General features: G+C 36.3%; 12 protein-coding genes. 4 read left to right on the forward strand and 8 right to left on the reverse strand.

Annotation, left to right across the window (positions count from 1 at the left end; translation table 11 throughout):
- Nucleotides 1–15 precede the first annotated feature (15 nt).
- Together VHP32_04630 and VHP32_04635 are read left to right on the forward strand one after the other, a co-directional pair.
- A complete protein-coding gene (locus VHP32_04630) occupies nt 16–639 on the forward strand; it encodes a T9SS type A sorting domain-containing protein (GenBank protein ID HEX2787170.1) in 624 nt (207 codons plus the stop codon).
- 29 nt (nt 640–668) lie between these two features.
- Complete coding sequence (locus VHP32_04635) at nt 669–1,907, forward strand: YCF48-related protein (GenBank protein HEX2787171.1); 1,239 nt, start codon at nt 669–671, stop codon at nt 1,905–1,907.
- A 231-nt stretch (nt 1,908–2,138) separates the two neighbouring features.
- Here the strand turns inward: VHP32_04635 and VHP32_04640 are convergent, their stop codons facing one another.
- Genes VHP32_04640 through VHP32_04650 form a run of 3 tightly spaced genes read right to left on the reverse strand, consistent with a single transcriptional unit; the run spans nt 2,139 to nt 5,974 of the window.
- Nucleotides 2,139–4,730 carry an AAA family ATPase gene (locus tag VHP32_04640; GenBank protein ID HEX2787172.1) on the reverse strand — a complete coding sequence of 864 codons (2,592 nt, stop codon included), beginning with the start codon at nt 4,728–4,730 and terminating at the stop codon, nt 2,139–2,141.
- 33 nt (nt 4,731–4,763) lie between these two features.
- Nucleotides 4,764–5,174, reverse strand: coding sequence for a hypothetical protein (locus VHP32_04645; protein HEX2787173.1), 411 nt, complete (start codon nt 5,172–5,174; stop codon nt 4,764–4,766).
- A gap of 5 nt (nt 5,175–5,179) precedes the next feature.
- The gene (locus tag VHP32_04650; protein ID HEX2787174.1) at nt 5,180–5,974 is read right to left on the reverse strand and encodes an AAA family ATPase; all 795 of its coding nucleotides are present in this window, start codon (nt 5,972–5,974) and stop codon (nt 5,180–5,182) included.
- A gap of 71 nt (nt 5,975–6,045) precedes the next feature.
- Here VHP32_04650 and VHP32_04655 point away from each other — a divergent pair, with 71 nt between their 5' ends.
- Both VHP32_04655 and VHP32_04660 read left to right on the forward strand, forming a co-directional pair.
- Nucleotides 6,046–6,300, forward strand: coding sequence for a hypothetical protein (locus tag VHP32_04655; GenBank protein ID HEX2787175.1), 255 nt, complete (start codon nt 6,046–6,048; stop codon nt 6,298–6,300).
- A 170-nt stretch (nt 6,301–6,470) separates the two neighbouring features.
- Entirely contained in the window at nt 6,471–9,395 is a 2,925-nt protein-coding gene (locus tag VHP32_04660; GenBank protein ID HEX2787176.1) for a hypothetical protein, read from the forward strand.
- A 65-nt stretch (nt 9,396–9,460) separates the two neighbouring features.
- On the opposite strand, the gene VHP32_04665 is transcribed toward VHP32_04660, so the two are convergent.
- From VHP32_04665 to mltG, 5 genes are all read right to left on the reverse strand, one after another.
- On the reverse strand, nt 9,461–10,729 hold the full coding sequence (locus VHP32_04665; protein ID HEX2787177.1) for a YCF48-related protein: 1,269 nt from the start codon (nt 10,727–10,729) through the stop codon (nt 9,461–9,463).
- 67 nt (nt 10,730–10,796) lie between these two features.
- Entirely contained in the window at nt 10,797–12,893 is a 2,097-nt protein-coding gene (locus tag VHP32_04670; GenBank protein HEX2787178.1) for a tetratricopeptide repeat protein, read from the reverse strand.
- Nucleotides 12,894–12,909: 16 nt separating this feature from the next.
- Nucleotides 12,910–13,560, reverse strand: a complete 651-nt coding sequence (locus VHP32_04675) for a UbiX family flavin prenyltransferase (GenBank protein HEX2787179.1) — start codon at nt 13,558–13,560, stop codon at nt 12,910–12,912.
- A 10-nt stretch (nt 13,561–13,570) separates the two neighbouring features.
- Nucleotides 13,571–15,100: a hypothetical protein gene (locus tag VHP32_04680; GenBank protein HEX2787180.1), complete on the reverse strand. Its 1,530-nt coding sequence runs from the start codon at nt 15,098–15,100 to the stop codon at nt 13,571–13,573.
- Nucleotides 15,090–16,118: an endolytic transglycosylase MltG gene (gene mltG, locus VHP32_04685; protein HEX2787181.1), complete on the reverse strand. Its 1,029-nt coding sequence runs from the start codon at nt 16,116–16,118 to the stop codon at nt 15,090–15,092. Before mltG ends, VHP32_04680 begins: the two co-directional genes overlap by 11 nt.
- Nucleotides 16,119–16,125 lie beyond the last annotated feature (7 nt).

Here is a 16,125-nt window from a genome sequence, read left to right on the forward strand (position 1 = left end):
AAACTAAATAAAACTATGAAAACAATAATTACTTTATTTATTTTTTGTGTTTCGTTGATGTTAGTTTCATCTGCTGATGCAACAATAAGAACTGTTCAGGTTGGTCCCGGTTTTACCACCACTTTCAGTCCTGCAAACGTTGCAGCAAATGTAGGGGATACAATCAGATGGACGTGGGTTTCAGGAACACATGACGTAACAAGTACATCAGTTCCCGGTGGAGCATCATCATTTGCTTCACCGATACAATCATCGGGAACATTTACATATGTAGTAACTGTGGTTGGAAATTATACTTATGTTTGCACTCTTCATCCGGGCATGGACGGTTCACTAACGGTTACAACCGGTGTTGAACCGATTTCCTCAATTGCTGATGTATTCAAATTAAAACAAAACTTTCCAAATCCGTTTAATCCTACAACAAAAATAAATTTCAGCATTCCTTCGAGAGAGCTTGTAACTCTTGCAGTTTATGATTTGGTTGGCAATGAAGTTGCAACACTTGTCAGCGAAGAATTAAATGCAGGCGAGTATGAGTTTAACTTCAATGCAAGCAATCTTACAAGCGGAGTTTACTTTTATACTTTGAGAGCAGGAAACCTAAAAGACACAAAGAGAATGCTTCTTGTGAAGTAAATTAAGATGCAATCTTAAAAGTAACTTCTATGAGTAAAGTTGTAAAAATCATATTATTGTTAACCTTCCTTGCCACCGGCACTTTAAGTGCCGGCTGGCAATTACAAAATTCCGGCACTTCAAATGATTTCTACAGTATAGTAGCAGACCATTCGGATGTCCGCAACAGGGTCTGGGCTTGCGGAGATAACGGAATAATAGTATTTACATCTAATGCCGGAGCGACATGGACTCAGCAGAATTCGGGAACAACAAATAAATTGTACAGCATTGCATGGCTTGAAGTGCAAGGTGCTCCCTTAATTGCGGTTGGCGAGAACGGATTAATTTTAAGAACAACCAATGACGGACAAACATGGAATGTTGTGCCTTGTCCTGTTACCTCAACATTGAGATACATTGCCGATAACGGGACAATGATTTGCGGTGACAACGGTGTAATTTTAAAATCTACCAACAATGGTGCTACATGGGTGCAAAAAAACAGCGGAGTTACGGCGAAGCTCAATGTAATTAGCGATGCGTTTCTTGTTGTTGCCGCAGGTGACGGCGGTGTAGTGGTCAGATCAAATGCAATCGGGGATGTCTGGACACAAATTAATCCGGGTGTAACAAGTAATTTTTATGCATTACCAATGTTTCATGCGCCATTGCTTCTAATGGGTGAAAACGGATTAATCCGGAAAAGCTCAGACTTCGGAAGTAATTGGTTTACAATTCCAGCGCCAACAAATAGGACAATAAGGTCTTATCAATATTCGCAGAATAATAATGATAAAGTTTATGCGGTGTGTGATGACGGTGTAATTATGAAATCAACAAACCAGGGGAACACATGGGGATTTCAGGTTTCGGGCACAACGCAGAATCTTCATAAATGTTTTTTCTATCTGGCTGACTGGGAAGGCTGGGCATGCGGTGAAGGCGGAGTGATTTTAAAAACCACAGATGGCGGCGGGCAAATTTTTCCGACGGAAATAACAAATACATCTACAGAAATTCCCGATGAGTTTGAGTTGAAGCAGAATTATCCTAACCCTTTTAATCCATCAACGAATTTTGAATTTCGGATTGCCGATTTCGGATTTGCAAGTTTAAAGATTTTTGATGTAAGCGGAAAAGAAACAGCAAGTTTGTTAAATGAATTTTTACAACCGGGGAGTTACTCGATTAATTGGAATGCAATAGGTTTATCTTCAGGGATTTATTTTTATACATTAAGCGCGGGAAGTTTTAAAGAAACAAAACGAATGATGTTAGTAAAATAAGTTTACTGTACCTTCTATTTCTTCATACATCTGTGTTAAAGCGATAAAGCCGTTTTAGGAATTTTCTAAGACGGCTTTATTGTTTTAGTTTTTTGATTTGAAAAGAATGGGATGACCCAAAGGGTTCCCCCCGCCTTCGCGTGAATGACTTCGGGGTTCTCTTCCTAACCTTCTCTGAAAGGAGAATTACATTTAGAGACGCAAGATGTTGCGTCTCTACAATTGTTGATTTTATACACTGAAGCCCATTTTTGGTTTTCCTTGAACGACGATGGGAACAAATTCATCTACATCGCTGAGCGTAATTTTTTTGTATGTCTCCTCAGTGCGCTGTTCTTTAGGTATATCTACTATTCTTATGTGGTGGTTCTTGATAGCCTCTTCTACGATTTTGCGGACTTCGCGTCCGTTACCGAAATGCTCATCACGGACTGCATCGAGAGATTTAAGATATTCTTTTAAATGCGCTGCTGCCTGTTCATCCATATAGTGTCCTTCCTGCTTGAAGATATTTTCTGCAATTATAAACAGTTCCTCAGCATTGTAATCTCTAAATAAAAATACTTTGTCAAACCGGGATTTCAAACCGGGATTTGATTCGATGAAATAAGCCATTTCATTTGTATAACCAGCGACTATGACAATAAAATCTCCGCGGCGGTCTTCCATTTGTTTAAGAATTGTCTCTATTGCTTCTTCACCAAAGTCATTTCCTCTTCCGCTTGAAAGAGCATAAGCTTCATCAATAAATAAAACTCCTCCCATTGCGCGGTTTATAACTTCTGTTGTTTTTATTGCGGTTTGTCCGACGTAACCTGCAACAAGTCCCGAACGGTCAACCTCAACAAGATGACCTTTTTCAAGTATGCCGAGAGCTTTATAAAGGTCTGCAAGGATTCTGGCGACTGTTGTTTTTCCCGTTCCGGGATTTCCCATAAAGACAGAATGCAGAGAAATGAGATTTTTTACATCGCGCCCCGCTTCACGGTAATAACGCACAAGCTTGACTATTTCATTCACCTCCTGTTTTATGTTTTCAAGTCCTATTAAATTATTAAGCTTTGCGAGAGCATCACGCAAAAGCTCTTCGTCAATCGGAATATCAACAGGTTTTGATTTGCGTTGATTGAACACACTTTGGATGTCTTGTAGTGTAATGGTAGTAAACTCTTCGGATTTTAGATTGCTTACATCACCTTCTTTTACGATACGCAAACCCATTTTCATTTTTGCTTCTTCAATGATGCCGTTCACATAACGCGCATTGCCGAAAGTCCTGTCACGGTCGCGGTAAGCATCAATGACTTCTTTAAGCAGAAAGGCTTTTGCATCGGGAGTAATTTGGTTTCCGCTTTTGCTCATATAATAATCTGCAATACTCATAAGCTCATCGGGAGTATAATCGGGGAAATTAAAATACATATTGAAGCGGGATTTCAAACCCGGATTTGAATTGAGAAATAATTCCATTTCCTTTGGGTAACCTGCAACTATTATGGCAATATCACCGGGACCATCGGACATTTCTTTGATTAAAATTTCGATGACTTCCTTGCCATAATCGCGCGAGTCCTCACCGCTTCGTGCCAGCGAATACGCTTCATCGATGAACAAAATTCCGCCGCGCGCCTGATTGATTGCATCTTTAACTTTTGGTGCTGTGTGCCCGATATATTCGCCGACGAGCATTTCGCGGTCAACTTCATGAACATGACCTTTTGAAAGAAGCCCGAGCGATTTATAAATTTTGCCGAGAAGGTTTGCAACTTTGGTTTTTCCCGTTCCGGGATTGCCAGTAAACACAGAGTGAAGCTGAATTTTATCTTTTCCACTTAAACCCTTTTGTTCTTTCAGCTTCAGAAACTTTATATAATCTGCATATTCACTTATTTTTTTCTTTATGGACTCAAGTCCGATTAGCTCATTCAGTTCTTTTATAGCTTCTTCGTAGGTCGGACTTTCGGGTGATGATTTAGTTTCGAGTTCCTTTGCAGTTTCGACAGGCTCATTCAGCGCATCCTGGTAGTAGCTTTCTCCCGCTTCTTCGTCGTGTGTATCGATTTTGAACGGAAGACGCGCAACAATTTCTTCCATAAAAACAATATCAAGAAAATATGTTCCTTTAAACCAGCTTCCGCCTTTTGCATTTCCCCAACCACCTGTAAAAAATAATTCTTTGTCGGATTTGTTTATAACTCTAAATTGTGTATCCTGACCTTTTAGCTCATTAAGATCGGTTTCAAAGTTAAAAAATATTTCACAAGCCCACCAGTCTTTATCTTTGACAAGGTTCTCCGCAATAAATTCAAAATAAATAAATCTTGTTTTGGCGAAATCAAAAGTTTTGAGATAAGTTATTTTATCAGCGGCTTCATTTCCCGATTCATAAAGCTTAAGTGATTTTATTCTGAAATAAGGGTTATGTGTTTTTGTAACGATGCCCTGATTTTCTATGTAAAAATTTTTTGAACCGATAACCTGCCCGTCAATCCATGCTTCCCAGCGATATGAACCGCGCTTCCAAAACGCTCCCGGATTTTTGTTGCCCCAACCGTTGCGTATGAAAATTATGTTTTCAGTTTTCAGAACATCTTTTGTAACGGGTAAATCACAAAGCATTACACCTTTACTGTCGAATGCTTTGAGATTTACAGTAAGCTTCCAGTCTTCTTCATCAAACTTTTTATTGTATAGAGATAATTCGGCGTCAATATACGTTACGGTTTTCTCTTCAAAAACGGTTCGGTATTTTTTTGTGCTTCCGAAAAGCCACTCATCCTCGGCATAGGTTTTCAGTTCTTTAAACTTGTAATTATCGCTCATAAATGAATATATTGTGAAAATTTAAAGACTTAATTATTTTCTTTCAGTAGGATTAAAACCAAGAACATCTGCTAAAATAATTTTTTTATGTGTATCTTTTATTCTTTTATTTTTAGGAGTATCATATATTCGAATATGGTGATTCCTAATTATGTCTTCAACTATTTTCCTAACACCCCTACCATTCGCAAATGTTTTGTTTTTTAATATAGTTTTTGATTCTAAAATAACCTTTAATTGTTTTTTAGCATCTTTATTAAGATATAATCCCTGTTCTTTTAACATTTTTTCAGCTAATGCAAACAATTCGTCATTATTATAATCTTCAAACTCAAAAGCTTTATCAAATCTTGATTCCAAGCCCGGATTTGAATTTATAAAAATTTTCATTTCGTCAGAGTAGCCAGCTACTATTACAATAAATTCTCCCCTACGATCTTCCATTTCTTTTAATAAAGCTTCAATTGCTTCTTGACCGAAATCGTTATCCCCTTATTTGAAAGAGCATAAGCTTCGTCAATGAACAGAACTCCACCCAATGCACTATTAATAACACTTTTAGTTTTAGTAGCTGTATGACCAACGTATTCTCCTATAAGCCCAGCTCTATCAACCTCGATAAGATGACCTTTTTCTAAGATGCCAAATGCTTTATATATATCAGCTAATATTCGAGCAACTGTGGTTTTCCCAGACCCTGGATTTCCAGTGAAAACAGAATGAAGTGAAATACGGTTTTTTATATTTTGGCCAGTTTCTAAATAATATTTAATCAGTTTTATTAATTGGTCAACTTCTTGTTTAATGTTTTTTAATCCAATTAAGTTATTTAATTTTGTCATCGCTTTCTTAATTTCTTTTTCATCAATTCCAAAATCTATTTCTATTTTCTCTTTTGGATCATAATCCTCTAACAACCCTGCTTTTACCCATAATGGAAAGTTTGGGTCAAAACGAAAAACAGGATCGCCTGTCTGGGTGCTAATAAATCCCCCACACCAAGAATGAAGGACACTCATGTTTCTTTTTTTTAATATTCTTATTAAATCTTTTATAGGAATCTCTTGAAAGTCCTGGGTTCTAAATAAATTATCAGCAATTTGTTCTATTTTAATTTTTGTAAAAGTTAAAATCAAGTTTTCATTCGATATAGAAATTTTACACTTTAATTCGTTTTTTTGTATAATGTTAATAATTTTTTGTTGATTTTCGGATAAATTTTTAATTTTTGATATAGGAATCATAAATTTAGTATAATGACTAAAATATTCAATTTGAGGTTTGAAAGTAAGAGAGAAAAAAAATATATTAAGATATGTCGAGCATTATTAAATCTAAAAAACAATATGAATTTGCATTAGAAAAGATATATAATCTTATGCAAAAAGATTTAAAAATTGGTTCAAAAGAAGCTAACGAATTAGATTCATTAGCAATTCTTGTGGAGGATTATGAGAATAGGCATTTTTCCGAAGCATTTGTTGACACTGAATCAAATGACCCAAAGGGTACCCCAGACTCAGTATGGGATTCCCGCCTGCGCGGGAATGACTTCTTAATTAATATTTAAACACCCCCGTCTCCGATTTCATCAGAGCCACCCCTCTCAAGAGGGGAACTATATCCTTAATTTACTTCATATCCCCGTTTTTAAGGGTTGATTTAGTTATAAAATATCGGGAATATTAGAGCAGCCCTCATGTAAATCCGGGTTAATCCTGTTGATTAAACTCCTGCGATATGATGAAAAAAATTACAAATTTTTCCCCGCAAAAAATAAAAACATATTTTAGGCTTCGCGATTCATTACCGCTGTTTTGCTTAATTTTTGTGTTTTTATGTTCCAATTCTGCCAGTGCGCAGTTTGTGGATTTCGGAAGAAACAAAGTTCAGTATTCCGATTTCGAGTGGCATACAATCTCAACAAAACATTTCAAAGTTTTTTATTACAAGGAAGCAAGGGAGCTTGCCGAAATAGGCGCGAAGTTTGCCGAAGACAGTTATGAAATTCTTCAGCAAAAATTTAAGTATTCGCTCATCGATACGGTGCCGATAATTTTTTATTCTTCGGCAATGCATTTTAAGCAAACTAATACAACGCCCGGGTTGATTCCTGACGGTGTCGGAGGATTTTTTGAGTTCATAAAGGGCAGAGTTGTGATTCCTTTTGACGGTTCGCTTGGAAATTTCAAACACGTTATAAGACACGAATTGACTCACGTTTTTATGACGAGTAAAATTTTAAATCAATTGCGGAGCTACGGGAAAATTCAAGATAGGATGCCCCCACTTTGGTTTACTGAAGGACTTGCGGAGTACTGGTCAACCGAATGGGACACACAGTCAGAGATGGTTTTCAAAGATGCGATGCTGAGTCCATACGGAGTTGGTCTGATTGAATGGGAAAAAACATATGGAAGTTATTTAATGTACAAACTTGGACAGAAGGTTCTTGAATACATTGCCAATAAATACGGTGAGGAAAAAGTTTTAGAATTAATTGATAATTTCTGGATGGATGATAATTTTTCAGAAGTAATGAAATATACAATCGGGAAAAACTACAAAGAGTTTGATAAGGAATTTTTGCCATATATGAGGCAATATTATCAGAACGAAAAAAGCACCGAAGATGTGCCAACCAAAACAACACAGAATATATATTCAAAGGTATTCGGACATAAACCCGTTTATACAAATTTTAACGGACTGAATGAAGTATTTTTTATAGGTGATGAGATAGGATATACAAGCGTTTTCAGAATTAAGGTTGATGAAAAAAATGCTTCTCCTGAATTGTTTATTGAGGGTGAGAAATCGGATGAATTTGAGGCATTTCATTTCTTCAGAACGGGGATGGATATATCAAATAATGGACAGCTTGCATTCATAACACAGAAAGGGGAAGCAGATGCAATTCATATATATGACATAAGCACAGGAGATGACATTGCAGATTATTCTTTTGAAAACATTGTCGGAATCGGTTCTCCAATGTGGAGCAGGGACAACAAGAAGCTCGTTTTTCCGGGAATAGATTTTTCAGGAAAGAGTGACTTATATCTGTTCAACATTGAAGATGAAAAACTGACGAGATTAACAAATGATTATTATGATGACCGCGACCCTGATATTTCACCTGACGGAAACTTCGTTGTGTTTGCTTCCGACAGAACTTCATTCGGAAAGAAAAATAAATACAATTTATTTTTATATAATCTCAAAACAAACGACATTGAATATCTGACAATTGGTGAGCAGACAGATTACTCTCCAAATTTTTCGGATGACGGAAATAAAATTATTTTTACATCGGATTTAGGAGGCGCGCAGAACTTATGGATGATTGATTTTTTAAAATACAAGCAAAACATAAACCCAGGGCTTTCTGCGGTTGAATATACGTATGATTCGTTTGATGAGCTCGAAATGAGGAGACTTACAAACTTCACGACAGCAGCGCAGGACCCAAGATGGGCAGGTAATGACAACATTGTTTTCACGACTTTTCAGAACGGAAAAATCGGGGTGAGACTGCTGGACAGTATTTCGATGGAATATGACTCGAGCAAATTTATTTATAAAATAGATTACAGCAAAAAAGAAGGAATATGGATAACAGAAAGTGAAAAGGGTATTCATGGAAAGGAAGATTTGAAGTACTCAAAAGATTTTTCAATGGATTTGGCAACAACGTCGATTACTACAGACCCTGTTTTCGGAACTAATGCGGGGGGAGTGATTTCTTTGAGCGATATGCTCGGGAATGAAAGGTATTATTTTTTGATTTTTAATAATTCGGATATTCACACGGGATTCTGGAAAAGCTTCAACGTTGCAGTATCAAAGGTGTCGCTTGAAGAAAGACTGAATTATGCATACGGAATTTTTCATTTATCAGGAAGAAGATATGACATCGGGGAATCAGACCAGGTGTATTATGAAAGGATGTATGGAGGTTATCTCAGTATGTCTTATCCGCTTTCATTTTTCAGGCGAATTGAGACAACAACAAGCTTATCACAATCGGTTAAAGATGTTGACATAACAAACTACCGCCGTTCACTTTTGCTTTCAAATTCCGTAAGCTACGTAAAAGACAATGCAATATGGGGATTTACAGGACCTCTTGACGGAGAGAGATTCAATGCGACTTTAGGATATACTTCTGACATTCAGAATTCAAATGAAAACTTTTACAGCTTTCTTCTTGATTACAGAAAATATTTTCGCATAGGAGCTTCTACAACTTTTGCAACGCGTGCGCAGTGGTTTATGAACGAAGGTAAAAATCCCAGAAGATTTTTCATGGGCGGAAGTTGGTCATTGAGGGGTTGGCCCTTTCAGGACATAAGAGGAACAAAGATGTGGCAGACGAATGCAGAGTTCAGATTTCCTATTTTTAACATAATAAACCAGAAACTTCCTCTCAGCTTGAATTATATTTTCCCGGTAATGAAAGGCGCTGTTTTTTTTGATGCCGGAAGCGCATTCGATTCGTTTGAAGAATATAAACAAACATACGGAAGTGTCGGAGCAGGATTAAGGCTTAACGTATTCGGATTTTTAGTTTTAAGATACGATGCTGGAAAAAGAATTGAAAAGAATTTCACGAAATTTCAGGATGGAATTTTTCAGCAGATATTTTTTGGGTGGGATTTTTGAGTTTAACCAAAACAGAGACGCAAAAATTTACGTCTCTGTAATGTTAGCTTTGAATATTAAAATATTTATTTTACCAGCATCATTTTTTTCACTTCAGAAAAATCACCGCTTGTAAACTTGTAAAAATATATTCCGTTTGTAAGTGAATATTTGTCGGAGTTAAAATTAACTTTATAGCTTCCTGCCTGCTTATTTTGATTTACAAGCTCAGCTACTTGTTTTCCAAGCATATCATAAACAGCTATCTTTACTAATCCCGGTTTTGTTATGCTGAAGGGAATTGTTGTAGAAGGGTTGAAAGGATTAGGATAATTCTGGTATAAATGAAAACCCTCAGGTGAGGAAGAATTTACAGGTTCAATTCCGCTTACGCCTCTTGGAAAATTTATAGAAAATAATGATTCATTAATCCCGCTTGAGAGAGCAGTCCAATTAGTGCCCCCGTTTGTAGTTTTTAAAATAACACTGCCTGTCCATCCTCCTACAGCCCATCCTGTTAAGTCATTTAAAAAATCAACAGATTCCAAACGAACGGTTGTTCCGCTTGGCTGTGAGATCCATGTAGCCCCCTCATTTGTTGTTTTCAAGATCTTTCCGTCGTGACCGACTACCCATCCTGTTGTCAGGTTATTGAAATGAATTGAGAACAGATTCATTGTTGTTCCACTGTTCAGGATAGTCCAGTTATTTCCGCCGTTGGTTGTTTTAATTATAACTCCATGTTCACCTGCGCCGTATGCAACAGTAGGTGAAAGTACTTTTAAAGAATAAATATCTTCAGGAGTTCCGGTATTTAGAGTCAACCAATTAGCACCACCGTTTGTAGTTTTAAGAACTATTCCTGCCCATGCAGAAACCCAACCGGTATTTTCATTAACAAACCATATTTCTTCGAGCCGCAGATTATCCTGATCAGTCATTTGGACATTCCAGTTTGTTCCTCCATTGGTTGTTTTTAAAACAGTTCTACCCGAGCCAGCAATCCAACCGGTTTGTGCATTAATAAAACAGGCAGATGTAAGCCAGTGATTTACACCTGCATTTTGTTCAACCCATGTTGCACCACCATTTGTTGTTTTCAAGATTAAACTTGTTTCAATATCGGTAGCCCCTGTTCCGCCCACAATCCACCCGGTTGAGGGGTTAAGAAAAAATGAAGACCATAATACCTGATTTGTTCCGGAAGCTTGAGAAGTCCAGTTAATGCCTCCGTTTGTAGTTTTTAGAAGAGTTCCACTTTCCCCAATGGCAAACCCTGTTTGCGCAGAACATTTTAAAATTATTACAAATAAGAGATTAAATATAAAAAAGGAGAATAAAACTTTTTTAATCATTTTAGAATCCTCCTAACGGGTAAATTTTATGTATGAAATATAGAAATATATTTTGAATTTTAAAATATCAAATTTTACAATAATTGAATTCCAGAGTGAAATCCGATCCCTTTCCTACATCACCGTGATAATATACATCACCGTTCATTTTTTCCATAAGCTTTTTAACAATATAAAGACCAAGCCCTGTTGCAATTTCTCCCCCGGTCGGTTTGTTATTCAGCTTTGCAAACTTTGAAAATAGTTTTTCACGGTCTTTTTTTAAAATACCCGGTCCATTGTCTTTAACTGAAAAGAGAGTTTTGTCTTTTTTCCGTTTTAATGAGACAGTAACTTTTTTGTTATGCGGTGAATATTTTATTGCGTTGTTTATAAGGTTTGTTATTGCCTGCTCGACAGCGGATTCGTCTGCCATTATATGATAAGGTCCTCCGGATAGGTTTGTTATCAAAGTTATTTTTTTGCTCTGCGCATAATCGCTCTGGGCTTCAACCACCTTTTTAACTATGTCATCTATGATAATTCTTTTAATATCAACTTTAAACTTGCCTGATTCGAATGAATTTACATCAAGCAGGTTGGTTAATATTATAAGAGTGCGCTTTGATGTTACCTCAATGTCGCCGGCATATTCAGCAATTTCTTCTTTGTTCAGGTTTTCAGAAGCCAAATTATCCTTAATTGCATCACCTAACATAATCAAAGATGAAAGAGGATTTCGCAAATCATGCGCAACAATTCCAAGTAAGTCATTTTTTTCATCATCGAGACGCTTTAAGTCCTTATTTAACGACTCAACTTCAGCAAGCGCTTTTGCAAGCTCAACGTTTTTGAGTTTATAAATCTCGGCTTCAATTTTTGCATTTTCAACCTGATGCATTACCTGCAGGTTTTTTAATTTTTTATCTGATTCTTCATTGAAAATTTCCCGCTGTTTTGTATGATGTTCTTTTATGTATTCGAGAGCTTTTTTATAGTCACCTGTTTTTTCATGAATGCCTGAGAGCTCTTTCAAAACTTTAAAGGTTATTTCCTTACTTCCGGTTGATTTAGTTATTTTCAGCGCTTCATTAAGATTAATCTCTGCGTTTTTTTCATCATTCAATGCACTGTATGCCTGTCCGAGTCCGAGAAGACTTAATGCTTGTCCGCGTCTTGCCCCGATTGTTTTGCTTAGCTCCAACCCTTTTTCATAAAACTCTACTGCATTTTTAAATTTGGTCATTCGGGTATATGTATTTCCGATGTTTATGTATGTAGTTGCAATATTTTCTTTGTCATTTAGCCCGGTTAATATTTTTTGCGAGTCGAGATAATATTTAAGAGCGTCTTTAAACTCATTTTTATATAAATAAATATTCCCCATGTTGCCAAGAGTGAGCGCTTCACCGGATAAATCTTTCAGTTCTTTAAAAAGCGCATAAGCTTTATTGTAATATTCAAGCGACTTGTCATAATCTTCAAGGTCACAATAGACATTTCCGATGCTGTTCAGCGCACTTCCTTCTCCGTATCTATCGAATGTTTCACGCTTAATCATCATTGCCTTAAGTAAATTTTCAAGCGCGTTCGCATGGTCACCGATTCTGTGATAAACATCGCCGATTTGAATAAGGGAAGTCGCCTCGCCGGATTTGTCTTTTAACTGCTGCTTTATTGCAAGACTGAACAAATGATGTTTAAGGGCATTTGAGTAATCACCCTTGCGGTAGTAAACTAATCCTATGTTGTTTAAAGTATGCGACTCACCTTTGTGGTTGGAAGTATCTCTGTGAAGGCGCAGACCCTGCTCATAATATTTCAGAGCTTTGTCAAAATCACCCATGCTGTTGTATATGTTTCCTAAGTTATTATATACATAAGCAAGATTTTCATTATCTTTCAGCTCGAGAAAAATTTTTAGAGCTGCATTTGTGTCATCAAGAGATTTCTTATTGTTGTTTTTGAGAAACTCACACCATCCAATTGTCAGGTAAGCTCTTCCGATGCCCGCTTTATCAGAAAGAGATTTTGATAAAGTGATTGCTTCGTTAGCAAGTTCTATAGCTTTATCGGGATTGGAGTTGCGCAGTTCATAAGCCCGGTCGTTTAAAAGCTTTGCGCGTTCGGTTCCTTTTGAATTCTTGAGTTTTTTTTCGAAGTCTGTAAGGTGTGAGTCTTCCATAAACAAGCAGTTTAAATTATGCCATCGGTTTTTCACCTTTGCAAAGCATATCCATAACTTTGCCCGCAACATAATCCGCAAGGTCATTAAAATCTTTAGGTAAAAAATCAAAAGCAGGCATTGCGGGAACCATCATTGCTCCTGCATCCATAACACCGAGCATATTTTTCAGATGAATTTTATTAATGGGTGTTTCTCTGGGGACGATTATAAGTGGTTTGTTGTATGAAAGCGCATAGTCTGCGCATTTCTCGATAAGATTTTCGCATTCACCGTCGGCAATTCCTCCAAGCAATCCCATTGAGCAGGGAGCAATAACCATTCCGGTTACGGTATAACCGCTTGAAAAAATTATGGATTTCAAATCAAGATTGCTGTGAATGGTTACGGATGATTTAAGCATCATTATTTCAGGAAAAATGCTTGTAATGTTCGACGGCTTAATGTCAACTTTGCATTCACACTCGAGAGTATATTGCGCATATTCTGAAAGTATCAAATCAACATTGAACTCATTTAAAAGAAGAGCCCTCAGCATTCTTAATCCATAAATCGAACCGCTTGTTCCCGTGATTGCAAGTATTATGTTCTTGCCTTCGCCGTTATATGTTTTTATTAAGGGCTTAGTCTGAGTCTGAACGCCTGAGGAAATTTTGGTTTCTGTCATAACCGTTTAATTAGTTTCTATTTATCATAAACGAAACAACAAGCATCACGGCAATTGCTGTTATTACAAAAATAACATTTTGAAATATAAAAATCTGACCTACAAAAATTACAACTCCCAGAACCATTGTCAGCAAGACTTCGAGAAATTTCGAAGTAGAGTTAAATTTAGAGCTTTCCAATGTAAAAGGAAAGGTTTTATCAAACAAGCTGAATAATGAGTTTATAAATATAAGGCAGGATATGATGAAGAACATATTTAATCCTATGGTTTTAATATCGAGACGAACCAAAAGTATAAAAAATACCATAAGAAGCATGGGAATAATGAGATTTATATATATGAATTTATTAACCCCATTAAAAATCCAGACGTTTTCTTTAACAGGCATTGATTTATAAAGCCAATCGGTTCCTGCAGAGTTCTCGTCGGAGATTTTAGTGCTTGAAATCATGAGACGTGATGACATTATAATCATCATAGTGATTGTCGGACCTAAAATTGCAACCACCTGCGTTATGTTGGAAAAAGCTGCGGACTTTAACGTCAAAAAGCCGGGTGTATTGGTTGTTACGGCAATTACCGCAAATATTATCGGCAGAAACAGCGTTGGAATGTATTTTACTTTCAGTGAGCGTGAGTTTATAAACTGGTATTTCATTAAATCATAAGAGGCACGCTCAATGTTGTTTTTTAAAAGTCGTGAACTTATAAAATTATTTAATGAAGTTAAAGAAAAATTTGAACGGGATTTTTTAGGCTTATCGGTGACTGTGAGGAACTTGTATATTACTGAATAATTGGATTTTAATATATAATAGAATAAAAGAAAAATCAGAAAAGATATTAAAATCGACAATGCAAAATATACATAACTGTCCATTCCGAGATAATATAAATTCTGCGGCAGATATTGAATAATATCATAATCTCTTATTGAACGCTTGTTTTCCAGACCTGCTTTGGAAGAAAGCGAAGAAGTATAAACGATGAAAAAAATAAAACAGAATTGAAGAATATACTGTAGATATCCGGACTGTTTTTTTGATATTAGAATTACAAAAGTCTGAACAAGAAGAATCAGATATAAAATCGACAAGGTAAAAGCAAAGCAAAGAACTGCGAACATTAAAGTTCTCAAAATATCGTGACTGTATAAATACACAAAAACTGACTGGGGGATTATGAGGGATATACAGAAAAACGAAATATATGCAGTTGCAGATTTGAGCTTTGCTTTAAAAATTTCGGTGTCTTTCAGAGGAAGTGATGTAAAAATGTCCATCTGGCGCTTTGAAAAAAATAAATCTGCATACTCGGTCAGCGAAACAAATGTTATGAAAAAAATATTTATGCTGAATGCAAGAACAACAAAGCTGTATTCATCGAAACGCATATAGTTGCTCCAACCGATGAATGAATTGGCAAATAAATATGAAATAAAGATACCGGTAAGCTTTTTATATGCAGTTTTTTCCTTATCCCGGTAATCGGTTTTTAAGAATAAGTTGAATAATATTTTTGATGAATTACTTTGCATCAATTTTTTTACGGTATTCCTGCGCAGCTTTCAAGTGCTGGTCATAAGTTTCCGAAAATTTATGACCGCCCTCGCCTGTTGCTACGAAGAATAAAAAATTATGTTTAGCGGGGTTTAAGGCGGCTTTTATTGCATCAAAACCGGGATTATTTATCGGTCCCGGAGGCAAGCCGGTGTTTTTATATGTATTGTACGGAGAATCTATTTTCAGGTCGCTGAAAAGAAGCCGTTCTTTGGGACCATCAGGCAGAGCATATTGCACTGTCGGGTCCGCTTCGAGCTTCATATTTTTTTGCAGGCGGTTATGATAAACACCCGAAATTATTTCAAGCTCATTTTTTAAATACGTTTCGGCTTCGATAATGGATGCAAGAGTAACAACATTAAGAATATTTGTCTTATCTGCGCCCATTTTCTGCATCATACCGGAGTTTTGCAGAACCTGTTTTTTAAATTCATCGAATAAAGTTTTCACCAGGTCTTTTGCATCGGTATTTATGTCAACTATATATGTATCAGGGAACAAAAAACCTTCGAGGTTTTTTATTTTGCCCTCGAGATTAAGCTCTTTTATATACTTAGGATTTTTTGTTTCAGCAATAAAATCTTTTTGCGGAATTGAAAACCTGTCTTCCGCAACTTTAGCAATTTGTCTGATGGTAAATCCTTCGGGAATGCGCAGGCGGGTAGTTTGAAAATATGAAGGGTTTGTCAGTATGTCGAGGATTTCGTTATTAGTCAATCCGCCAGAAAAAAAATAGTTGCGGGCGATAATTTGAGATTCTCTGCCGGTGATTTTGGCTGCAATTTTTAAAGAAAAGTCATCACGAATGATTCCTCTTTCTTTCAGATTACCGGCTATTTCCGAAAAGGATTGTCCTTTGGTAATTTTGAAAAACTTGTCTTCGGAATAAGTTTTTGTATTGGGAAAATAAAATAAAAAGAAAGAGGATAAAGTTAAAAGAACAATAACTAATCCTATTGCAATGAATAAAAAAATCCAGATTTGTTTTTTCATCAGAACC

Source organism: Ignavibacteria bacterium, from assembly GCA_036262055.1.
Lineage (GTDB): Bacteria > Bacteroidota > Ignavibacteria > Tepidaquicellales > Tepidaquicellaceae > DATAJP01.